At 74.1% G+C, this 19,598-nt stretch carries 21 protein-coding genes; 15 read left to right on the top strand and 6 right to left on the bottom strand.

Annotation, left to right across the window (positions count from 1 at the left end; all coding sequences use genetic code 11):
• On the bottom strand, positions 1 to 966 hold the full coding sequence (locus tag ACLJOU_RS14175) for a LysR family transcriptional regulator (protein ID WP_410567366.1): 966 nt from the start codon (positions 964 to 966) through the stop codon (positions 1 to 3).
• Between the two features lie 509 nt (positions 967 to 1,475).
• Between ACLJOU_RS14175 and ACLJOU_RS14170 the strand changes: the two genes are divergently transcribed.
• Positions 1,476 to 4,454 carry a BTAD domain-containing putative transcriptional regulator gene (locus ACLJOU_RS14170; protein ID WP_410567364.1) on the top strand — a complete coding sequence of 993 codons (2,979 nt, stop codon included), beginning with the start codon at positions 1,476 to 1,478 and terminating at the stop codon, positions 4,452 to 4,454.
• Positions 4,455 to 4,759: 305 nt separating this feature from the next.
• On the opposite strand, the gene ACLJOU_RS14165 is transcribed toward ACLJOU_RS14170, so the two are convergent.
• Positions 4,760 to 4,924 carry a hypothetical protein gene (locus tag ACLJOU_RS14165; RefSeq protein ID WP_410567362.1) on the bottom strand — a complete coding sequence of 55 codons (165 nt, stop codon included), beginning with the start codon at positions 4,922 to 4,924 and terminating at the stop codon, positions 4,760 to 4,762.
• Between the two features lie 190 nt (positions 4,925 to 5,114).
• On the opposite strand from ACLJOU_RS14165, the gene ACLJOU_RS14160 reads away from it, so the two are divergent.
• From ACLJOU_RS14160 to ACLJOU_RS14100, 13 genes are all read left to right on the top strand, one after another.
• The gene (locus tag ACLJOU_RS14160) at positions 5,115 to 5,837 is read left to right on the top strand and encodes a hypothetical protein (protein ID WP_410567360.1); all 723 of its coding nucleotides are present in this window, start codon (positions 5,115 to 5,117) and stop codon (positions 5,835 to 5,837) included.
• Positions 5,801 to 6,052, top strand: coding sequence for a phosphopantetheine-binding protein (locus tag ACLJOU_RS14155; protein ID WP_410567359.1), 252 nt, complete (start codon positions 5,801 to 5,803; stop codon positions 6,050 to 6,052). The genes ACLJOU_RS14160 and ACLJOU_RS14155 overlap by 37 nt, the downstream gene beginning before the upstream one ends.
• A gap of 43 nt (positions 6,053 to 6,095) precedes the next feature.
• The gene (locus ACLJOU_RS14150) at positions 6,096 to 6,470 is read left to right on the top strand and encodes an ectoine synthase (protein WP_410567357.1); all 375 of its coding nucleotides are present in this window, start codon (positions 6,096 to 6,098) and stop codon (positions 6,468 to 6,470) included.
• A gap of 68 nt (positions 6,471 to 6,538) precedes the next feature.
• Positions 6,539 to 7,477 (top strand): pseudouridine-5'-phosphate glycosidase, encoded by a 939-nt coding sequence (locus ACLJOU_RS14145; RefSeq protein ID WP_410567356.1) that lies wholly within the window; start codon positions 6,539 to 6,541, stop codon positions 7,475 to 7,477.
• The gene (locus ACLJOU_RS14140; RefSeq protein WP_410567354.1) at positions 7,474 to 8,160 is read left to right on the top strand and encodes an HAD family hydrolase; all 687 of its coding nucleotides are present in this window, start codon (positions 7,474 to 7,476) and stop codon (positions 8,158 to 8,160) included. Before ACLJOU_RS14145 ends, ACLJOU_RS14140 begins: the two co-directional genes overlap by 4 nt.
• A gap of 4 nt (positions 8,161 to 8,164) precedes the next feature.
• Positions 8,165 to 9,553, top strand: a complete 1,389-nt coding sequence (locus ACLJOU_RS14135; protein WP_410567352.1) for an MFS transporter — start codon at positions 8,165 to 8,167, stop codon at positions 9,551 to 9,553.
• Positions 9,550 to 10,338, top strand: coding sequence for a hypothetical protein (locus ACLJOU_RS14130; protein ID WP_410567350.1), 789 nt, complete (start codon positions 9,550 to 9,552; stop codon positions 10,336 to 10,338). The genes ACLJOU_RS14135 and ACLJOU_RS14130 overlap by 4 nt, the downstream gene beginning before the upstream one ends.
• 34 nt (positions 10,339 to 10,372) lie before the next feature.
• Positions 10,373 to 11,773: an AMP-binding protein gene (locus tag ACLJOU_RS14125; RefSeq protein WP_410567348.1), complete on the top strand. Its 1,401-nt coding sequence runs from the start codon at positions 10,373 to 10,375 to the stop codon at positions 11,771 to 11,773.
• A gap of 4 nt (positions 11,774 to 11,777) precedes the next feature.
• Positions 11,778 to 12,917 (top strand): acyl-CoA dehydrogenase family protein, encoded by a 1,140-nt coding sequence (locus ACLJOU_RS14120; protein ID WP_410567346.1) that lies wholly within the window; start codon positions 11,778 to 11,780, stop codon positions 12,915 to 12,917.
• A gap of 13 nt (positions 12,918 to 12,930) precedes the next feature.
• On the top strand, positions 12,931 to 13,635 hold the full coding sequence (locus tag ACLJOU_RS14115; protein ID WP_410567344.1) for a transglutaminase-like domain-containing protein: 705 nt from the start codon (positions 12,931 to 12,933) through the stop codon (positions 13,633 to 13,635).
• A complete protein-coding gene (locus ACLJOU_RS14110; RefSeq protein WP_410567342.1) occupies positions 13,632 to 14,387 on the top strand; it encodes a glycosyltransferase in 756 nt (251 codons plus the stop codon). The genes ACLJOU_RS14115 and ACLJOU_RS14110 overlap by 4 nt, the downstream gene beginning before the upstream one ends.
• Positions 14,384 to 15,691: a glycosyltransferase gene (locus ACLJOU_RS14105; protein WP_410567341.1), complete on the top strand. Its 1,308-nt coding sequence runs from the start codon at positions 14,384 to 14,386 to the stop codon at positions 15,689 to 15,691. The genes ACLJOU_RS14110 and ACLJOU_RS14105 overlap by 4 nt, the downstream gene beginning before the upstream one ends.
• Positions 15,675 to 16,943, top strand: coding sequence for a glycosyltransferase 87 family protein (locus ACLJOU_RS14100; RefSeq protein ID WP_410567339.1), 1,269 nt, complete (start codon positions 15,675 to 15,677; stop codon positions 16,941 to 16,943). Before ACLJOU_RS14105 ends, ACLJOU_RS14100 begins: the two co-directional genes overlap by 17 nt.
• A 90-nt stretch (positions 16,944 to 17,033) precedes the next feature.
• On the opposite strand, the gene ACLJOU_RS14095 is transcribed toward ACLJOU_RS14100, so the two are convergent.
• Both ACLJOU_RS14095 and ACLJOU_RS14090 read right to left on the bottom strand, forming a co-directional pair.
• Entirely contained in the window at positions 17,034 to 17,276 is a 243-nt protein-coding gene (locus ACLJOU_RS14095) for a hypothetical protein (protein WP_410567337.1), read from the bottom strand.
• 133 nt (positions 17,277 to 17,409) lie between these two features.
• Positions 17,410 to 17,931, bottom strand: a complete 522-nt coding sequence (locus ACLJOU_RS14090; protein WP_410567335.1) for a hypothetical protein — start codon at positions 17,929 to 17,931, stop codon at positions 17,410 to 17,412.
• A 14-nt stretch (positions 17,932 to 17,945) separates the two neighbouring features.
• On the opposite strand from ACLJOU_RS14090, the gene ACLJOU_RS14085 reads away from it, so the two are divergent.
• Positions 17,946 to 18,092, top strand: a complete 147-nt coding sequence (locus ACLJOU_RS14085; protein ID WP_410567333.1) for a nucleotide disphospho-sugar-binding domain-containing protein — start codon at positions 17,946 to 17,948, stop codon at positions 18,090 to 18,092.
• Between the two features lie 304 nt (positions 18,093 to 18,396).
• Here ACLJOU_RS14085 and ACLJOU_RS14080 read toward each other — a convergent pair whose 3' ends face one another.
• Together ACLJOU_RS14080 and ACLJOU_RS14075 are read right to left on the bottom strand one after the other, a co-directional pair.
• Positions 18,397 to 19,038 (bottom strand): cupredoxin family copper-binding protein, encoded by a 642-nt coding sequence (locus ACLJOU_RS14080; protein ID WP_410567332.1) that lies wholly within the window; start codon positions 19,036 to 19,038, stop codon positions 18,397 to 18,399.
• Positions 19,035 to 19,547: a YceI family protein gene (locus tag ACLJOU_RS14075; protein WP_410567330.1), complete on the bottom strand. Its 513-nt coding sequence runs from the start codon at positions 19,545 to 19,547 to the stop codon at positions 19,035 to 19,037. The genes ACLJOU_RS14080 and ACLJOU_RS14075 overlap by 4 nt, the downstream gene beginning before the upstream one ends.
• Positions 19,548 to 19,598 lie beyond the last annotated feature (51 nt).

Below are 19,598 nucleotides of genomic sequence, written 5' to 3'. Positions count from 1 at the left end.
TCAGCCGGCCGGCAGCAGCTCGCGGCCGCCCGCGTGCCACCAGGCGTCGAACGCGGCACTGCAGCCCTGCCGGCCGGCGTAGCGCGCGACGACGGCCGCGTGGATCTCCTCGGCGTGCGCCGCCACCGGGGTGCCTGGCCGGTAGCACAGCCGCAGCTCCTGCCACAGGGGCGCGCCCTCGATGGCCCGCACGGCGATGGTCCCGGGCCGGTCCCGGCGCGTCGCCAGCGCGGGTGCGACGGCCATGCCCGCGCCGACGAGGTCCAGCAGCGTCGCCAGGCACTGCGGCCGGTGCGGCTGGTCGAGGGCCACGCCGCGGCGGCGGCACACCTGCTGCAGGTACGCCGACCACCGCGTCGTGCCCGGCGCGTCGTCGGCCCACGGGTGCTCGCCGAGGCCGGCGAACGGCACCACGCGGGTCCCGGCCAGGGGATGATCGGGGGAGAGGATGACGAAAACCGGCTCCCGGGGGTGCACCACCAGCGTTTCGACGCCGTCGGGGATCACGGAACCGGGCAGCGGCGGCAGGTAGACCAGCGCGAGGTCCAGTCCACCGGCGGCCAGCTGGGCGAGGGTGGCGGACTCGTCCGGGTCCTCGTGCACGCCGACACCGTGGCTCCACGGCCGTTCCCGCAGCCAGCGCGACACGGCGAGGTGCAGGAAACCGCAGTACCCGCCGACGCGCACCGGCCCGGCGGGCGCCCGCCGTTCCCCGATCCGCTCGGTCAGCGCGGACACCCCGGCCAGCACGCCCCGCGCGTCGGCCACGACGTCGGCACCGAGCCGGGTGGGCACGCACCCGCTGGGGGACCGGACGAACAGCGCCCCGCCGACGGCCTGTTCCACCCGGCGCAGAAGCCCCGAGAGGGCGGGCTGCGAGACGTGGAGAAGCCGCGCCGCCCGGCTGAGACTTCGCGCCTCGGCCACGGCCACGAGCGCGCGCAGGTGGCGCAGTTCCAGCTCCACGCCCCCACTGTAGGCGGCTTGATCAGCCGGGACATCCGACTGGAGTCGGGCCTGCCCGCACGCGGGTGCGGGTCAGCCGGGCGCCGCACCACCGGCGCCGCAGAAACCCGAAAACAACTGCGGCTACTGGCCGAAGGGCCGGTGCTCGAGGAAAGCCCACGATCCCCGGCGTATCAGCGGCTCGGTCAAGGCATCCCCGCAATCCCTCAATTCGTTCGGTAATCAATACGGTCGCCCCTCGGGGGCTTGGCGAGCGCGGTGCGACGGCCACTTGCCCGTTGTCGTGAACCGCTTATCACCGAGCGAAACCGCGGTGCGGGACTGTTCGGGTGTATTCGCCGGGTGACATCCCAATCGGTGGTCGAATGGGGTGCCCCCTGTCGCCCGTACGGTAACCTGAGGCTCGCTTCGGCGTCGTTCGGCGGCGTCGCAAATGGGGGTATGTCGGCACCGCTTTCCGGTGCGCCGCATCGATCGAGCATGCCCCGACGAGGGACGGGGGCTTCGGCATGGGGCTCAGGCTGCTGGGACCGGTGGAGCTGGTCCTCGACGGCCGCTCGCTCGACCTGGGGGGTCCGCGGCAGCGGGTCGTGCTGGCCGTGCTCGGGCTCAACGCCAACCGGGTCGTGCCGGTCGAGCAGCTGATCGACGCCGTGTGGGGCACGGCACCACCGTCGACGGCGCGGGGCCAGATCCAGATCTGCATCTCCGCCCTGCGGAAGCTGTTCGGTGACGCCGGCCGGCCCGACGCGATCACGACCCGCCCGCCCGGGTACGTCCTGCGGCTGGGGGCCGACGAAGTGGACAGCCTCCGGTTCGCCTCGCTCGTCGCGGACTCTCGCGAACAGGCCGAGCGCGGGAAGCCCGCCGACGCGGCGGCACTCCTGCGCGAGGCACTGGAACTGTGGCGCGGACCCGCGCTGGCGGACATCCCGAGCGATCCGGTGCGGCGCAGCGCCACCGTGCTGGAGGAACAGCGGCTCGCGGCGGTGGAGGCGCGGATCCGGCTCGACCTCGCGCTCGGCCGGCACCGCGAGGTGATCGGCGAGCTGCAGGCGCTGGTGGGCGAACACCCGCTGCGGGAGCGCCTGCACGGGTTCCTGATGCTCGCGCTGTACCGAGCCGGGCGGCAGGCCGAGGCGCTGGAGGCCGGGCGGCGCGCTCGCGCGTTGCTGGTCGAGGAGCTGGGGCTGGAGCCCGGCCAGGAGCTGCAGGACCTGGAGCAGGCCATCCTGCGCCGGGACGCGGCGCTCGGCGCGCCGGAGCCGCACTTGCCGGCCGGTCCGCCGGTCCAGCACGCGCCGGCCGGGGGCGAGCGGCCCGTGCCGGGTGTCGTGCCGCGGCAGTTGCCGGCCAGCATCTCGGACTTCACCGGCCGCGAGGAGCACCTCGAGGAGATCATGCGGCTGCTCGACGTGGCGGACGAGGACTGCTGGGGCATGCCGATCGTGGCCATTTCCGGCACAGGCGGGGTCGGCAAGTCGACTCTGGCGGCTCGCGCCGCGCACCAGCTGAGCAGCCGCTACGTGGACGGGCAGCTCTACGCCGACATGGGGTCGGGCGGCGGCAACGACCACACGGCCAAGCTGCTGGCGCGGTTCCTCCGTGCGCTGGGCGTGGCCGGCTCGGCTGTGCCCGACGACGTCGACGAACGCGTCGAGCTCTACCGCAGCAAGCTGTCCGGCAAGCGGCTGCTGCTCGTGCTGGACGGCGTGTCCGACGAGTCGCAGGTCCGCCCGCTGCTGCCCGGCAGTCCGTCGTGCGCGGTGATCGTGACCAGCCGGGTCCGGCTCAGCGGATTGCCCGGCGTCCGCCAGCTCGACGTCGGCGTCTTCGACGTGGCCAAGTCGCTGGAGCTGCTGAACCGGATCATCGGCCCCGCGCGGGGCGCGGCCGAACCGGACGCCGCGGTCGAACTGGTGCGGTTGTGCGGCGGGCTGCCGCTGGCCCTGCGGATCGCGGGGGCACGGCTGGTGTCCCGGCCGCACTGGCGGCTGAGCGGCCTGGTGCGGCGGCTGCACGACGAGGCGCGGCGGCTGGACGAACTCGCCCACCACGGGCTGGAACTGCGGTCGACGTTCGAGATCACCCACCGGGTGCTGGACGCGCAGGCCCGGCGGCTGTTCCGGCTGTGCTCGCTGGTCCGCGCACCCGACTTCCCGGGGTGGACCGCCGCGGCGCTGCTGGACACCACGGCGGCCGAAGCCGAGGAGGTGCTGGAGAGCCTGGTCGACGCCCAGCTGGTGGACATCGTCCAGTACGGGGACGCCTCGCCGCGCTACCGGCTGCACGACCTGATCCGGGTGTACGCCGCCGAGCGGCTGCAGCAGGACTCCACCGAGCAGGAACGGACCGCCGCACTGGAACGGGTGCTGGGCGGCTGGCTGGCGCTGGCCGAGGAGGCGCACCGACGCGAATACGGCGGCGACTACACGATCCTGCACGGCACCGCGCCGCGGTGGCGGCCCGGCGCAGCGGAGCTCGACGACCACCTCGGGGAGCCCGCGCACTGGTGGGAGGGCGAGCGGCGGGCGCTGGTGGCGGCGATCCGCCAGGCGGCCAAGGCCGGGTTCGACGAGCTGTGCTGGGACCTGGCTCTGACGTCGGTGACGTTGTTCGAGGCCAAGGGCTACTTCGACGACTGGCTGGAGTGCGCCGAGCTCGCTTACGAAGCGGCGCGGCGGGCGGACAACCGGGTCGGCGTCGCCGCGATGCAGTACTCGCTGGGGACGCTGCACATGTTCCAGGCCCGGCTGGACGAAGCCGAGGAGTGCTTCACGGCGGCGTCGGAGCTGTTCGGCGCGGTGGGCGACGAGCACGGCCGGGCACTGGTGCTGCGGAACCACGCGCACGTCGACGGGCTCCGCGGCAACACGGTCTCGATGATGGCGAAGTACACCGACGCGCTGGCGACGTTGCGGGCCGTCGGCGACCGGATCGGTGAGGCGCACGTCCTGCGCAGCATCGCCAGGCACCGGGTCGACGAAGGCGACCCCGAGGGGGCGGCCCGGCTGCTGGACCAGGCGCTGGTGATCACCCGCGAGACCGGGTGCCTGCGGGTGGAGGCGCAGGTGGTGCACCGGTTCGCCGAGCTGCACCTGGCCACCGGCCGGCTCGATGCCGCCCGGGAGGCACTGCACCGCGCCCTGCGGATCGTCCGCGACAACGGCGACCGGATCGGGGAAGTCCATGCCTTGTACGGACTCGGCCTGCTTCGCCAGCGGGAAGGCCGGCTGGACAACGCCGAAACAACGCTCGTGAGCGCCCTCCAGCTGGCGCGGCGGGTGGGGGAGCGGCTGATCGAAGCCAAGTCGCGGTACTCGCTCGGCGAAATCGCGCTCACCCGTGGTGACGCCGCGGGCGGGGTGGCGCACCTGGAAGCGGCCCGCGAGCTGTTCGCCGACCTCGGGTCGGCGCTGTGGCAGGCCAAGGTCCTGGTCCTGCTGGCGGAAAGCGGCGCGAACGCGGAAGCCCGGGAGCCGGCCTGAGGCCGGTCGCGGGCTTGACGTCGGAGGCGGGTGTGGCCGGGTAGCCGGGCGCCGGGACCTGCCGGAGCCGGGAAGGCCCCGGCCTGCGGTTGGCGGCTGCCCGTCGGCCGGTTGCCGGGTGGGCGCCGGACCTGCATGAGCGGAACGGACTCGGTCTGCGAGTGTGGCCTGCCGGCGGCCGATTCCCGAGTGGACGCCGAACCGTTTCGGGCGTCAGCTCGAGCGGTGGACCGGTGATCCGGCTTGTGTGCCGCGGCGGCCCGGCCGTGTCCCCCTCGCCGGACCGCCGCGTTGAACAATCCCCCTCACCAGTGCGTGTCGTCCACGCACTGCTGCAGGTCGTTGTTCCAGTGAGTGTCCTGCGGGCACTGGTCGGCCGCCGTGGCCGGGGCGGCCGCGGCGGTGACCGCCGCCGGGCCCGCCGTGACGGCCACACCGATCACGATCGCGGTGAGCAGGGACTTCAGCACCGGATTCTCCTTCCCCATTCCGTGCCGCCGTGGTGCGGTGCCCCCAGCAGACCCGCCGGCCCCTTCGGTCCGCCTTCGCCCGGCTCAAGCCGCCCGCCCGGGAATCGATAGAAACCGGAAAGCGCATCGACAGCGCCGCCCTTCACCGTGGTCCTCGCAACGGCCACGGCGACCACGGAAGGGAGCGCACGTGAACAGTTTTCCCGCCGGCTTCGGGCGGCTGCCGGCTCCCGATCCGCTGGACGCACTGGCCGAGCGGCTCATGCGCGGTGCCGCCGTCACCGGTGCGCTGGGCGCGGCGGCCACGCCCGAGGACCGCGCCGCACTGCTCACCGCGCTGGCGGCCCGCTACCTGCTCGCGCCCGGCGCCGTCACGGCGTCGGTCGTGGGTACCGGGCGGGCGGTGCGGGCGCAGCTGGACGCGCTGACCCGGCACGTACCCGACGTCACCCACGTCGCGGTCCGCGTGCTCGACGGCGTGCCCGTGCACCGCGACCTGGTCGACCGGCTCGACCGGTCCGGCGTCGGCCTGTGCGTGACCGCCACCGCGGGCGAGGCGGTGTTCGGGGCGAACCTCGTGGTCGTCACGGCCTTCGCCGATCCCGGTACGTGGCCCGCGCACCTGCCCGGCGGGACGTTGCTGGTGAACGCCAGCGGGCATGAGCTGCCGCCGGCCGTGACCCAGCCGGTGGACCGGCTGTTCGTCGACGACCTGGCGTTGCTGCGGACGGCGTGCCGCGGCAGCCGCCCGGTGGCGGCGGACCTGCGGCAGGTCGTCGCCGGCGAGCGCGCCGGCCGGACCGGTGCCGACCACGTGCTGCTCGTGGAGCTGCTGACCGAGGAGCAGCAGCCCGGACAACCTGAGGAGGACCACGCGTGTCGATCGAGAACGACGTCAAGCAGTTCGTCGTGACCACCTTCGCCCCCGACCTCACCCCCGACCAGCTGCCGTCCGACTTCGACCTGCTGGACAACGGGGTGGTCGACAGCCTCGGCCTGCTGCGCCTGATCGGCTGGGTGGGCGAGCGCTACGGGATCCCGGTGGAGGAGCAGGACATCTCCCCGGCCCAGTTCAGCTCGGTGGCGGCCATCACGGCGTTCGTCACCGACCTGCACAGCTTCGTCTGACCACACACCGGCAGTGACACAACGGACAGGAGGACTCACCAGCATGATCGTGCGGGAAAAGGCCGGCGTCACCGGCGTCGAATGGGGGAACGGCCTCAGCTACCGGCTCCTCGTCGACAAGGACAACATGGGCTTCACGATCGCCCACACCGTCGTCAAGGCGGGATCGAAGTCCCCGCTGCAGTACCGCAACCACCTCGAGGCCTGCTACTGCATCTCCGGGCGCGGGCAGGTGATCGACGCCGCCGGCACCGCCCACGAGATCGAGCCCGGTGTGCTGTACGCGCTCGACCAGCACGACCAGCACTTCCTGATCGCCTCCCCGGAGGCCGACCTGGAACTGATCAGCGTCTTCAACCCGCCGCTGCGCGGCGACGAACGGCACAACTTCGACGCCGACGAGTTCTCGCACTACTGACCGGCGATCGGTGGCGCGGGGAGCTCCGGGCTCTCCGCGCCACCGGGAAACCCCGAGAGGAGTTCACGATGTCCGCAACCGACGCGCTGTTCTCGGTTTCCGAGGAGGTCGCCGACGCGCTGGCCGAAGGCCGGCCGGTGGTGGCCCTGGAGTCCTCCGGTGTGGTGCAGGGCCTGCCGCACCCGCTGAATCTCCAGACCGCGCTGGACATGGACAAGACCATCCGCGCCGCCGGCGCCGTGCCCGCCCGCACCGGCATCGTCGACGGCCGGTTCGTGGTGGGCATGTCGGAGCAGCAGGTGGAGCTGTTCGCGACCACGCCGACCGTGCCCAAGGTCGGCGCCCGTGACCTCGGTCCCGTGCTGGCCGGGGGCGGCCACGGCGGCACGACGGTCTCCGCGTCGCTGGTCGCGGCCGGCCGGACCGGCATCGAGGTGTTCGCGGTCGCCGGCATCGGCGGCGTCCACTTCGGCGCCCAGCGCACCTTCGACGTCTCCGCGGACCTGGTCGAGTTCACCCGGCACAAGGTGGCCGTGGTGTGCGCGGGCGCCAAGTCCCTGCTCGACCCCGCGCTCACGCTGGAATACCTCGAGACCTTCGGCGTGCCGGTCGTCGGCTACCGCTGCGACGACTTCCCCGCCTACTACAGCGTTTCCAGCGGTGAGCGCAACCCGCGCCGCGTGGACGACCTGGCCGAGCTGGTGGCGGCCGTGCGCCTGCACTGGGCGGTCGGCAACACCGGCGGCTTCCTGGTCACCCACCCGATCCACGCCGAGGACGCCCTGCCCGCGGACGAGGTCTACACGCTGGTGCGCGAGAAGCAGTCCGAGGCCGAGGCGGCGGGCGTGCGCGGCCAGGACGTCACCCCGGCCATCCTCGGCGCGGTCGGCCGGGCGACCCGGGGCCGCACCGCCGAAGCCAACCGGTCGGTGCTGCTGTCGACCAGCGCACTGGCCGCCGAGGTCGCCGTGGCCCTCAAGGAGCCGGCCCTCCGGGAGGGGGTGTGAGCACCGGGGGCACGGGCGGCGCCGTCCTGTTCGACCTCGACGGCACCCTGGTCGACACCCCGGCCGGGATGACCGCGGTGCTGCGCCGGGTGGTGGCCGAGCACGGCGGCACGGCGAGCGAGGCGCAGCTGCGCGCCACGGTCGGCCGTCCGCTGGCCGCGTCGCTGGCGCTGCTGCTCGGCCTGCCCGACGGCCACCCCGGCGCGGAGCGGGCCGCCGCCCGCGCCCGGGAGCTGTTCACCGAACTGGTCATCCCGTCCGCACGCGACCTGGTGTTTCCCGGTGTGCCCGAAGTGCTCGACCGCCTGCGGGAGCACGGCCGTCCGCTGGCCGTGGTCACGAGCAAGGTCCACCGCAGCGCGGTGGAGCTGCTGGCCGCCGCGGGGCTGCTCGACCACTTCGGCGTCCTGGCCTGCCACGGCATGGCCGAGCGGGGCAAACCGCACCCCGACCTGGCCCTGCTGGCCGCCGACCGGCTCGGCGTCGCCCCGGCCGGCTGCCTCGTCGTCGGCGACGCCGTGGACGACGTGGTGATGGCCCGGGCGGCGGGCATGACCGCCCTCGGTGTCGCCACCGGCGTCGCCACCACCGACGAGCTGCTGACCGCGGGGGCGAGCGCGGTGCACGCCGACGTGGTCCGGCTCGGCGAAGCCCTCCTCCCGTTCCATTCCGTCTCGAGGTGATCACATGACCAGCCGGGAAACCGTCACGGCACCCGGACGCTCGGCGAACGCGGCGCTCGCGGTCCTCGCCGTGGCCCAGTTCCTCATCGCGCTCGACTACTCCATCGTCTACGTCGCGCTGCCGAGCGTCGGCGCGGACCTGGCACTGAGCGAAAGCTCCCTGCAGTGGGTGGTCAGCGGCTACGCGGTGTTCTTCGCCGGGTTCCTCGTCGTCGGCGGCCGGGCCTCGGACCGGTTCGGCCCGCGCACCCTGTTCGTCGCCGCCATGCTGCTGTTCGGGCTGGCTTCGCTGGCGGGCGGCCTCGCGCCCAGCGCGCCGCTGCTGCTGGTGGCCCGCGCCGCCCAGGGCGTGGCGGCCGCGGTGCTCCAGCCCGCGGTCATCGCCCTGATCAACACCACGTTCGCCGCCGGTCCCGCCCGCAACCGCGCGCTCGGGGTGTGGGGCACCGTCGGCGCGTCGGGCCTGGCCGCCGGGGTCGTCCTCGGTGGCCTGCTGGCCACCGTGTCCTGGCGGGGGGTCTTCCTGATCAACCTGCCGCTGGCGGTGGTGTGCGCCTTCGCCGCGCCGAAACTGTTGCCACGCGCGGAAACCACGACCGCCGGGCGCGGTGGGCTCAACGTGCCCAGCGCGGCCCTGTGCACCGGCACCGTGCTGTCCGTCGCGCTGGCACTGACGCTGGCGGCGCGGGGCGGCTGGACCGATCCGGGCACGCTGGCCGCGTTCGGCGCGGCGGCGGTGCTGCTGGCCGCGTTCGCGTTCCAGGAGCGCCGCAGCGCCCGCCCGCTGATCGACCCGATGCTGCGGCGCACCCGCTCGCTTTTGGCCGGCTGCGGCGCCACCGCCCTCTACATGGCCAGCGTCGGCAACCAGTTCTTCGTGGTGACCCTGCTGGTGCAGCAGCTGCGCGGCTACAGCCCGCTGGCCGCGGGCCTGGCGTTTCTGCCGATGGCGGTGGCGATCGCGGTGGCCAACTCCGTGGCCGCCCGGATCGTCGGCGCGATCGGGGTGCGGGCGACGCTCGCGCTGGCGTTCGTCGCCGACGCCGCCGGCCTGCTCCTGCTCGCTGTCCAGGTGCACGGCGACGGCTACGTCACCCACCTGCTGCCCGGCCTGCTGGTCACCGGCTTCGCGCACGGCGTGACCTACGTGTCGATGTTCATCGCGGGCACGGCCGACGTCGAAGACCGCAACCAGGGCACGGGAAGCGCCCTGATGACCACCTCGCAGTACATGGCGGGCGCGCTCGGCGTGGCCGTCCTGGTGCTGGTGCTCGGCCGCGATCCCGACGCCGGCGCGTTCGCCTGGGCCTTCGTCACCACCGCCGCCGCGGCGGCCGGCGGCGCCCTCCTGGCCTGGTTCGGGCTGCCCCGGCGCGAAGGGAGCCGGTCGTGAAGGGGCAGGCCTGGACGGTGCGGCTGGGTGTGCTGGTGGTGCACAACGACCCGGTGGTCGAGGCGGAGCTGTGGGCCATGGCGCCGCCCGGGGTGACCGTCCACGCGGCCCGCTTCGAAAGCCCCACCCGCACCGGCGCCGAATACACCAGCGAGTCGTGGGAACGGATGGTGAACGCCCCGGACGTGCGGCGCGGTCTCGAGCAACTCGGCGAGCTCGGCGTCTCGGCGATCTGCCTGTGCTTCGGCTCGGCCAGCTTCTTCGGCGGCCTGCAGTTCGACGACGGCTTCACGACCGCGGCGGCCGAGCTGACCGGCGGCGCGCCCGTCTACACCGCCGGGCAGGCGATCCGCGCCGCGCTGGCCACGCTCGGCGTGCGCCGGCCCCTGGTGCTCGCGCCGCCGTGGTTCACCACGCCCACCTTCGCCGCCACCGGCGACTACCTCACGGCCGCCGGGTTCCCGCCCGCCGCGGTGGTGCCCTTCCGACTGGGCGAGCGCTGGGACGGCGTCGAGGCGCACCGGCTGTTCGACCGCGGCGGGCGCTGGGACGTCCACCCCGCCGAGGTGTGCCGCCAGGCCGCCGACGCCTTCCCGGCCCACGCCGACGGCGTGCTGCTGCCCGGCAGCGGGTTCCGCTCCTGGGAGGCCGTCGACGAGCTGGAGCGGAAGCTCGGCGTGCCGGTAGTGACCTCCAACCAGGCGTGCCTGTGGCGGCTGCTCGACCTCACCGGACTGGACGCGACCGTGCCGGGCGGGGGCGGCCTCCTGACCACCCACCGGTAACCCCACCACTCCCGAACTCCCGAGGGGAACCACCATGCCCACCAGATCCTTCGTCACCGCGTTCGCCGGCCAGGTGGACGCCCGGCCGCACGCCCCGGCGCTGTCCTGGGCCGGGGCGGTGGTGGACTACGCCACCCTGGACCGGCTGGCCCGAACGGCCGCGCCGCTGCTGCAGCACCTTCCGCCGGACGCGCCGGTGTGCGTGCCCGCGCACAAGTCGCCCGAGACCGTCGCCCTGCTCATCGCGTGCTTCCGCGCGGGCAGGCGGGTGCTCCTGCCCTCGGCGTCGCTCGGCCACGACGCGCTGCTGCGGCTGTGCGAGCAGGCCGGCTGCTCGCACGTGCTCACCCCGGACGGCGTGCGGACCACCGGCGCGGACGCCGCTTCGCTGCCCGGACCCGGCCTGCTGCTGACCACGTCCGGCTCCACCGGCACCCCGAAGGTCGTCGTGCTCGCCGAACGGGGCGTGGACCGCTTCCTCGCCTGGGCGGCCGGGGCGTTCGGCATCGGCCCCGGCACCGGGGTGCTCAACTACGCCCCGCTGAACTTCGACCTGTGCCTGCTGGACGTGTGGGCGGCGCTGGCCGCGGGCGCCTGCTCGGACCTGGTCGACCCGGCCCGCGCCACCGACGGCGGTCACCTGGCGGAGCTGACCGCCCAGCGGGCACCCGCCGTGGTGCAGGCGGTGCCGCTGTTCTTCCGGCTGGTCACCGGCACGGGACAGGTCTTCCCGAGCGTGCGGGAGGTGCTGCTGACCGGGGACGTCGCGCCGCCCGCGCTGCTGGCCGACGTCGCGGCGGCGTTCCCGCGTGCGCGGCTGTGGAACGTCTACGGCTGCACCGAAACCAACGACAGCTTCCTGCACCGCATCGACCCGGGCCGCGCGCCGGCGCCGATCGGCGCGCCCATCGACGGGGTCGAGTTCCGCATCCTCGACGGGGAAGGCCGCGAAGCCGACCGCGGTGAGCTGGTCGTGCGCACACCGTTCCGCGCCGAGGGCTACCTCGATCCCGGCCTCGACCGCGGCCGGTGGCACGACGGCTGGTTCCGCACCGGCGACCTGGTCCACCGCGACGAGGCCGGCCTCGTGCACCTCACCGGCCGCACCGACCACCAGGTGAAGGTCCGGGGTGTGCGCACCAACGTCCAGGAGGTCGAACAGGTCCTGCTCACGCATCCGGACGTGCTGGAGGCCGCGGTGCTCCCGCTTCCGGACGAGGAAGCCGGAACCGTGCTGCACGCGGTCGTCCGCCGGGCGCCCGGCTCCGGGCTCAACGGGTTGCACCTGCGGGCGCACTGCGCGGCCGCGTTGCCGCGGACGGCCATCCCCGGCGCGTTCGAAATCGGTGACGACGCCCTGCCCCGGACCTCCACCGGCAAGACCGACCGCACCGCGCTGCGCGAGCGGCGGGTCGCGGTCGCGGAAGGGGTGTGACGCGATGATCGAGTGGAACGAAGAGCAGCGCGCCCTGCGCGCGGCCATCGAAGAGCTCGGCCCGGTGCTCGGCGAGGGCCACGTCGAGCGCGACGCCGCCGGCGAGTTCGCCGACGGCGCCTGGAAGGTGCTGCGCGAGACGGGCCTGCTCGGCCTGCCCTTCGGCGAGCAGTGGGGCGGCCTCGGCCAGGACCTGCTGACCACCCTGTACGTGCTGGAGGGCCTGGGCCACGCCTGCCGCGACGGCGGCTTCAGCTTCTCGGTGTCGACCCACATGGTCAGCACCGGCGTGCCACTGCAGCGCTTCGGCTCGCCGGAGCTGAAAGACCGCTTCCTCACCAAGGTCTGCGACGGGTCGATCATCGGGGCGCACGCCATCACCGAACCCGAGGGCGGCTCGGACGTCATGAGCATGCGCACCGCCGCGGTCCGCGACGGCGACCACTACGTCCTCAACGGCAGCAAGGCGTTCACCAGCAACGGGCCGCTGGCCGACGTGATCGTCGTCTACGCCCGCACCGGCAAGCGCGGCAGCCCGGCCGCGCTCACCGCGTTCCTCGTCGAGCGCGACACACCCGGCCTGACCGTGGGGCCGCCGGTGGCCAAGATGGGCCTGCGCACCTCACCGCTGAGCGAGCTGTTCTTCGACGACTGCCGGGTGCCCGCGGCCAACGTCGTCGGCTCGCCCGGGGCGGGGTTCCTCGTCCTCGACCACGTGATGAAGTGGGAGATCCTCTGCTCCTTCGTCATCAACACCGGCGAGATGCAGCACCGCCTGGAGCGCTGCGTCGACTACGCCCGCAGCCGTGTCCAGTTCGGACAGAAGATCGGCTCGTTCCAGTCGGTGTCCAACCGGGTCGTGGAGATGCGCATCGCCGTGGAGACCGCCCGCAAGTGGATCTACGACACCGCCGCGAAACTCCAGCGGGGTGAGAACGTCACCGTGGACCTGGCGATCAGCAAGCTGCTCGCCAGCGAAGCCAACCTCAGCACCGCCCTGTCGGCGGTGCAGCTCTTCGGCGGCTACGGCTACACCGCCGAGTACGGCCTGGAGAAAGACCTGCGCAACGCCGTCGCCGGGACGATCTACTCCGGCACCTCCGACATCCAGCGGCAGCGCATCGCTTCCATGATCGGTCTCTGAGGGGAGTGCAACGATGTCAGTGCCAACGGTCAACGCCGATCCGCACGCGGACCTGCTGCGCGCCACCGAGTTCCTCGACCACGACAGCGACGTCGTCCGCGACTTCGTCCGCCGGGCGCTGCCCGGCGGCGGCGAGGGCATGACGGACATCCAGCGGGCCTGCGCCCTGTACTACGCGGTGCGCGACGGCATCCACTACGAGGTCTACGGCGCCGACCTGTCCCGCGCCGGCCTCAAGGCGAGCCGCACCATCGAGCGCGGCACGGGCTTCTGCGTGCACAAGTCCGTCGTGTACGCCGCGGCCGTGCGCTCGGTCGGCATCCCCAGCCGCCTCTACTACGGCGACGTGCGCAACCACCTGGCGTCGCCGAAGCTGGAAGAACTGATGGGCGGCAACGTCTTCACCTACCACAGCCTCACCACCGTCTTCCTGGACGGCCGGTGGGTGCGGGCCACGCCGGTGTTCAACAAGATGCTGTGCAAGCTCTACCGGATCAAGCCGCTGGACTTCGACGGCCGCACCGACAGCATGTACCACCCGTACGACGAGGACGGCCGGCGGCACATGGAGTTCCTGCGCGAGCACGGCGAGTTCGCCGACTTCCCGTACGACACGGTCGTCGGCGGCATCCGGGCGAACCACCCGAAGCTGTTCGCCTCCCGGCACACCACCGCGCGCGGCTCGCTGGTCGCGGACGCCGAGGAGGATCCGTCATGACGGCGGACCCGGTCGCCGTGCCCCGCCAACGCGGCGCCCGCGACCCGCACCCGCGGTCCGCGGTCGACCTCGAGCTCGTGGTGCCGGCGTTCAACGAGGCGAGCCGGCTGCCGGCGACCCTGGCCGAGCTGACCGCGTTCCTGGCCGGGCGGCCGTGGCGGTCGCGGGTCGTCGTGGTGGACAACGGCAGCACCGACGGCACCGCCACGGCCGTCGCCGGATACCCCGACGTCGTGGTCATCGGCTGCGCCCGCCCCGGCAAGGGCGCGGCCGTGCGCCGTGGCCTGGAGAGCAGCACCTCCCGGTTCGCCGGGTTCGTCGACGCCGACCTGTCCACCCCGATCCGGACGCTGACCTGGGCGGTGGCCGAACTCGAGGCCGGCGCGGCGGCGGCCATCGCCTCCCGCCACGCACCGGGTGCGCGGCTGGTGCACCCGCAGCCACTGGGCCGCCGCGTCGGCGGCGCGGTGTTCCGGGCGATGGCCCGCCGCCTGGTCCCCGAGGTGCACGACACCCAGTGCGGGTTCAAGCTCTTCGAACGGGCCGCGGTGCAGCGGGCGCTCGCCCGCTGCCGCGTCGACGGGTTCGCGTTCGACGTGGAGCTGCTGCGGCAGATCCGGCTGGCGGGCGGGCGCATCGCCGAACTGCCGGTCGACTGGGCCGACGACCAGCGGTCCTCCTTCCGGCCCCTGCACGACGGTCCCGCGGCGTTCGCGGACCTGCTGCGCCTGTACCGGGCGGAGGCGCGATGAGCACCCGGCGAAGCGTGCTGGTCGTGTCCGAGCACGACCTGGCGCACCCGGCGGCGGGGGAGCGGGAGCGCTACGTCCACGAGGTCACCCGGCGCTGGGCCGACGGCGGCACGCGGGTCACCTGGGCGGTGACCGGGGCGCCCGGCCGCGAGGTGGCCGGTGGCGTGGAGCGGCTGCGTTTCGCGCGCCCGTCGGCCTTGGTGGCCTGGCTGCTGCGCCGGGCCCACCGGTTCGACGCGGTGGTGGACGCGACCGGCTGGCCGGTGGCGCCGCTCCTGGGCCGCCGCACGCCGGTCGTGCGGCTGGAGGCGGGCTCGCCGGGGACCACGGCCCGGCGGGTCGGTCGTCACCCGGCGCGGTGGGGTGCTGACCACCGTGCGACCGTCGTGCCGTCCCCGTCGGCGCGTCACCAGCTGCGCGGGCGCCCGGGCCTGCGCGGTCCGGTGCTCGTCGCGCCGCCCGGCGCCCCGGCCGCGACGGGCGACGGCGAGCGCGCTCCCGACCCCCTGGTGGTCGTGCCGGCGCTCGGGCCGCACCTGGACGTGCTGCTGCGCGACCTGCCGCGGACACCGCGGCTGCGCGTGGAGGTGCTGGGCGACGGGCCGGACCTGGCCCGGTGGCGCCGCGTCGCGCACGAAGCGGGCGTGACGGACGTGGTGGCCTTCCGCGGCCGCCTGCCCGACGCCGGCCGGATCGCGCTGTTGCGTCGGGCGTGGCTGCTCGTCTGCGCGGCGGACAGCGAGGTGTCCCCGTACGGAATCCTGGAAGCCGCCGCCCACGGCGTGCCTTGTGTTGGGCCCGCGGGTGCGCGGGACTTCGTGCGCGAGGGCGAGGTCGTGCGCTCGGCCGCCGAGCTGGCTCCCGCCGTCGCCCGGCACCTCACCCGGCTGGCCGACCCCGCCCACGCCGAGGAGGTCGCCCGGCGCTGCCGCGCCTGGGCGGCCGGGTTCCGCTGGGACCGCACCGCCCGGCTGGTCGCCGCCGCGGTGGAGCACGAGATCGGCGCGGCCCGCCGCGACGCCCGGCGTCGCCGCGCGAGGTTCGACATCGCCGCCGTGCTGTGGCTGCCCGAAGGTGTGCGCGTGCCGTCGGGCGCGCTGCGCGTGACCGACGAGGTCGCCGGCGCCGGGGTGCTGCTCAACGGCTGCGACGAGTTCGACGCGCTCGGCGTCTTGGAGCGCCTCGGGATCGAGGGAGCGCGGGTGCGGCTGGCCACCCACGACGACCTGCTGCTCGGCCCCTGCCCGCCGGTCCCGCTCACCGAACCCACGAGGGAGGTCGACGATCGTGTCTGCTCGCACTGAAACCCGCGCCCGGGTGCTCACCTGGTCCGCGATCACCGCCACGGCGTTCGTCCTGGCGCTGGTCGCCCAGGCCGTCTACACCCGTGACCCGCACTGGGGCGTCCGCTGGCTGGCGGACCTCTGGGTCTACGACGCCACCGGCCATGCGGTGCGCGACGGCCAGTCCCTCTACGACGTGGTCGTCATGTCGCCGTTGTACGGGCCCATGCCGTACCTGTACCCGCCGTTGACCGCGGTGCTGTTCTTCACGCCGTTGACCTTCCTGCCGTTCGGCGTGGCCGGTCTGCTGTGGAACACCGCGACGCTGGTCGCGCTGGGCGCGGTCGTGTGGATCACCCTCGGCGTCGCCGGCGTCCGCGGCACCGGGCGGCGCACCGTCCTGACCGTCGCCGGCCTCGCGCTCGTGTTCTGCCTGCTGCCGACCCGCATCCACCTGATCTTCGGCCAGATCAACGCGTTCGTCTTCCTCCTGGTGCTGCTGGACTTCCGCCGTGGCGCGGGCCGGTGGCGCGGCGCCGGCATCGGCGTGGCGGCGGCGCTGAAGGTGACGCCCTTGATCTTCGTCGCCTACCTGCTGGTCACCGGCCAGTGGAAGGCGGCCCGGACGGCGGTGCTGGCGTTCGTGGCCGCGGTCGCGGCCGGATTCGCCGTCGCCCCGGCCGACTCCCTGAAGTACTGGGGTGGCCTGGTGTTCGAGTCGTCGCGGGCGGGCTCGGTGTTCGGCACGCCCAACCAGTCCCTGGCGGCCGTGCTGGCCAGGGTGCTGCACAACGGGACGTTCGCCATCTGGTGGCTGGTGGTCCTGGCGATGGTCGCCGTCCTGGGGCTGGCGGTGGCTCGCTACGTCCACCACCGCGGCAGCGACTTCCTGGGCTTCTGCGCCGCGGCGCTCACCGGCCTCCTGGTGTCCCCGGTGAGCTGGGAGCACCACTGGGTGGCGGTGATCCCGCTCCTGGTGTGGCTGGCGATGCGTGCGTACGAGCGGCGTTCGGCCGCCCTGGCGGCGGTGACGGCGGTGCTGACGGCGGCGTTCACCCTGCGGGTGTTCTGGTGGGTGGGCGTGCCGGAGTTCCCGCCGGCGCCGATGGCCCTGACGGCCGGGCAACAGCTGGCGTCCTCGATGATGCCGCTCGCCGCGTTGCTGCTGCTCCTGCTCGGCCCGCTGTGGGTACGCCGGCAGTTCAGCCCCGCCCCGCCGGCGGCTGTCGCCGAGCCCCTTCCCGCGCGCGAGGTGGAGGTTCCGGTCTCCTGAAATGCCTACCCCGGCGGTCGATCTGTCTCCGTGGACCGCCGGGGTCGGCCGGAATCGGGTCGCCGACGGCGATCGCGACGGCCTACGCCGTCAGTCGGACCAGCGGACGACGCCGTAGAAGTAGAAGTTCGAGTACGTGCAGCCGATCCACGTGACGAGGTACCCCTCGGCCATCTTCTGCTGCGCGAGCTGCGATCCGGCCGCCTCGCACGCCGACTTGGTGCCGCCGCTGACGGTCTCCTGGTAGTACCTCGTCGCCGCGTCCGCGGGGGCAGCGAGGGTTGCGGCGGCGACGCTCAGGACAGCCACGGCGGTGGCCAGCTTCTTCACCATGCGGGCAGTGAAGCACGGAGGAATCGCCGCGGGGGTGGGCAATTTTGCCGGGACACCCGGCTCGGCCGCACGTGACGCGCGGGTGGTCGTCGGTAGAAACTGCGGGCCCGGGATCGCGCTACCGGTACGCGAGCTACTGCCCGGTCATCCTGCCTCGCCGCACCATTCGCCGGTGCCGCTCGCGGGACGGCCGTTCCCGCCCGAGGCGACCGACCACCAGGCGCGGTGGGAGCTGGACGCCCGCAACCACAACGAGGTGTTCGGCGCCGCGCTCAACGCCCACCGGGCGGCGATGGGCCTGCCCGCCGTCGACGACGTCCGCCGCCACGTCCTGACCGACCGGCCCTGGCCGGCCGCGGATCCGGTGCCGGCGCCGTGGCCCGAGCCGTCGGACCTCGACGCCGGGCAGACCGGTGCGTGGATCCTGCCGGACGACCGCCCGCTGCCTGCCGGGGTCACGGCGTTCCTCGATGCCGGTGATCCGCCGGTGTACGTGGGGTTCGGCAGCATGCGCGCCCCGGCCGACGTCGCCGAGGTGGCCATCGAGGCGATCCGGGCCCAGGGGCGCCGGGTGGTCGTCGGGCGGGGCTGGGCCGATCTGTCGCTGATGGACGATGGCGCGGACTGCTGCGCGGTCGGCGAGGTCAACCTGCACGCCCTTTCGCGCGGATGGCCGCGGTGGTGCAGCACGGTGGGGCCGGCACGACGACGGTGGCCGCGCGGGCCGGCGCGCCGCAGGTGGTGGTCGTCCAGACGGTGGGCCAGCCGTACTGGGCCGGGCGGGTGGCCGAGCTGGGCATCGGGGTGGCCATGTGAGGGTCCGGCGCCGACGGTCGAGTCGCTGTCGAGCGCGCTCGAGCGGGCCTTGGCGCCGGAAACCGCTGCCCGGGCCCGGGCGGTCGCGGCCGCGATGCGGACCGATGGGGCCGCGGTGGCCGCGTCGTGGCTGCTCGATACGGCCGGATCGGCGCGCTGAACCGAGGCGATGCCCAGCGCGGAGCCACGAATCCCCTCCGAAAGCGCTTCACCCAGCCCGATCTTGGGTGGCCGGCGATGGTGTCGAGCGGTGAGAGGCCGTCCACTGCGCGCTGAGCTTTCCGGGTTTCGCATCAGGTCTCGGTCACGACGCGCGGCGGGAGCCGAGCAGCAGCAGGCACAGGACGGCGATTCCGGTTACCAGCCCGGCGACGAGCAGCATCGGATCGAGGGCGGGCGCGGTGGCCGACGCGAGCTGCTGCGGTGGTGCCACCGGTGGTGGCGCCGCGGAGGAGCCGGTGCTCGCCGGCACGGCCGCGGCCGCCGAGGTGGACGCGGCGGCCGCCGAGGTGACCGGCGCCGGCTTGGCCGTGGCGGGTTGCTGTTTCGGCGGGTTCTGGACCGCCGGGGCCGGGGTGGCTTTCGGCGGGAGTGGCGCGGTGGTGGCCGCGGGCAGGACGGTCACCGTGGCCCGCATGTCCGGGTGGACCGAGCAGTAGTAGGCGTAGGTCCCGGGGGTGCGGAACATGTAGCTCCAGCTCTGCCCTTCGGACAGCTGCGGGCTGTGGAAGGAAACGGGCGCGCTGGTGGTCGTCGCGTCGTGCGGGGCCTGGTCGTGCTGCACCCACGTCACGGTGTCGCCGACGTGGACGGTGAGCGTGGCCGGGGAGAACGCGTAGCCCGACATCATCACCTGCGTGGTGGCCGCCTGGGCCGGGGCGGCGGCGAGAACGGTGTGGAGCACGAGGACCAGCCCGGTGGCCGCGAGGGCGGCGGCGCGCCTCATCGGACGAACTCCGCGGCGATCTCGACGTGGATCCGGCGGCCGGCCAGCAGCCGCGCGACGATCCCGAGGCGGCGCGGCCTGCGGCGCGGGGCGGGCAGCGTTCCCTTGACCCACAGCACGATGCTCTCGTCGCCGGCCCGCCGCAGGTCGCCGGTGAGGTGCAGGTGCCGGGGCGCGCCGGCGACCTCGACCTTGCCGGTGACGTCGACGGCGTCGCCGGGGCCGACGTGGAGGTTCGCGCTGGTGAAGGTGATGGCGGGGTGGTCGGCGGCGCGCAGGCCCCGGGCACCGGTGAGGGCCCGGCGCAGCGGCTTGGGCCCGAGCCGGACCGGGTCTGCGTCGAGCGTCAGCGTGAGGTGCCGGCCGTCGAGGTCGAGGTGACCGCCGGTGGCGGCGAGGCGGCCGCGGAGCACGGGCACGCGCAGCAGGCGGATCGACGGCTCGACGACGCAGCGGTCACGCCGCAGGGTACGGAGGACGGTGGCGGGCAGGAGTTCGGTGTCGGGCATGGGCTCTCTCCGTGGGGTGGTGGCCCGGCCGGGGACTCCGGCCGGGCCACC

Origin of the sequence: Amycolatopsis sp. cmx-4-61 (assembly GCF_046548775.1) — a bacterium.
Taxonomy (GTDB): domain Bacteria; phylum Actinomycetota; class Actinomycetes; order Mycobacteriales; family Pseudonocardiaceae; genus Amycolatopsis.
The sequence above is the reverse complement of the archived record's forward strand: the minus strand, read 5'-3'. Positions and strand labels throughout refer to the sequence as shown.

Coding starts and splice junctions, on each gene's coding strand:
- ACLJOU_RS14110 (WP_410567342.1), top strand. CDS start 13,632: ATGACGGCGGACCCGGTCGCCGTGCCCCGCCAACGCGGCGCCCGCGAC.
- ACLJOU_RS14145 (WP_410567356.1), top strand. CDS start 6,539: ATGTCCGCAACCGACGCGCTGTTCTCGGTTTCCGAGGAGGTCGCCGAC.
- ACLJOU_RS14085 (WP_410567333.1), top strand. CDS start 17,946: ATGGCCGCGGTGGTGCAGCACGGTGGGGCCGGCACGACGACGGTGGCC.
- ACLJOU_RS14075 (WP_410567330.1), bottom strand. CDS start 19,547: ATGCCCGACACCGAACTCCTGCCCGCCACCGTCCTCCGTACCCTGCGG.
- ACLJOU_RS14115 (WP_410567344.1), top strand. CDS start 12,931: ATGTCAGTGCCAACGGTCAACGCCGATCCGCACGCGGACCTGCTGCGC.
- ACLJOU_RS14125 (WP_410567348.1), top strand. CDS start 10,373: ATGCCCACCAGATCCTTCGTCACCGCGTTCGCCGGCCAGGTGGACGCC.
- ACLJOU_RS14135 (WP_410567352.1), top strand. CDS start 8,165: ATGACCAGCCGGGAAACCGTCACGGCACCCGGACGCTCGGCGAACGCG.
- ACLJOU_RS14105 (WP_410567341.1), top strand. CDS start 14,384: ATGAGCACCCGGCGAAGCGTGCTGGTCGTGTCCGAGCACGACCTGGCG.
- ACLJOU_RS14080 (WP_410567332.1), bottom strand. CDS start 19,038: ATGAGGCGCGCCGCCGCCCTCGCGGCCACCGGGCTGGTCCTCGTGCTC.
- ACLJOU_RS14170 (WP_410567364.1), top strand. CDS start 1,476: ATGGGGCTCAGGCTGCTGGGACCGGTGGAGCTGGTCCTCGACGGCCGC.
- ACLJOU_RS14095 (WP_410567337.1), bottom strand. CDS start 17,276: ATGGTGAAGAAGCTGGCCACCGCCGTGGCTGTCCTGAGCGTCGCCGCC.
- ACLJOU_RS14150 (WP_410567357.1), top strand. CDS start 6,096: ATGATCGTGCGGGAAAAGGCCGGCGTCACCGGCGTCGAATGGGGGAAC.
- ACLJOU_RS14120 (WP_410567346.1), top strand. CDS start 11,778: ATGATCGAGTGGAACGAAGAGCAGCGCGCCCTGCGCGCGGCCATCGAA.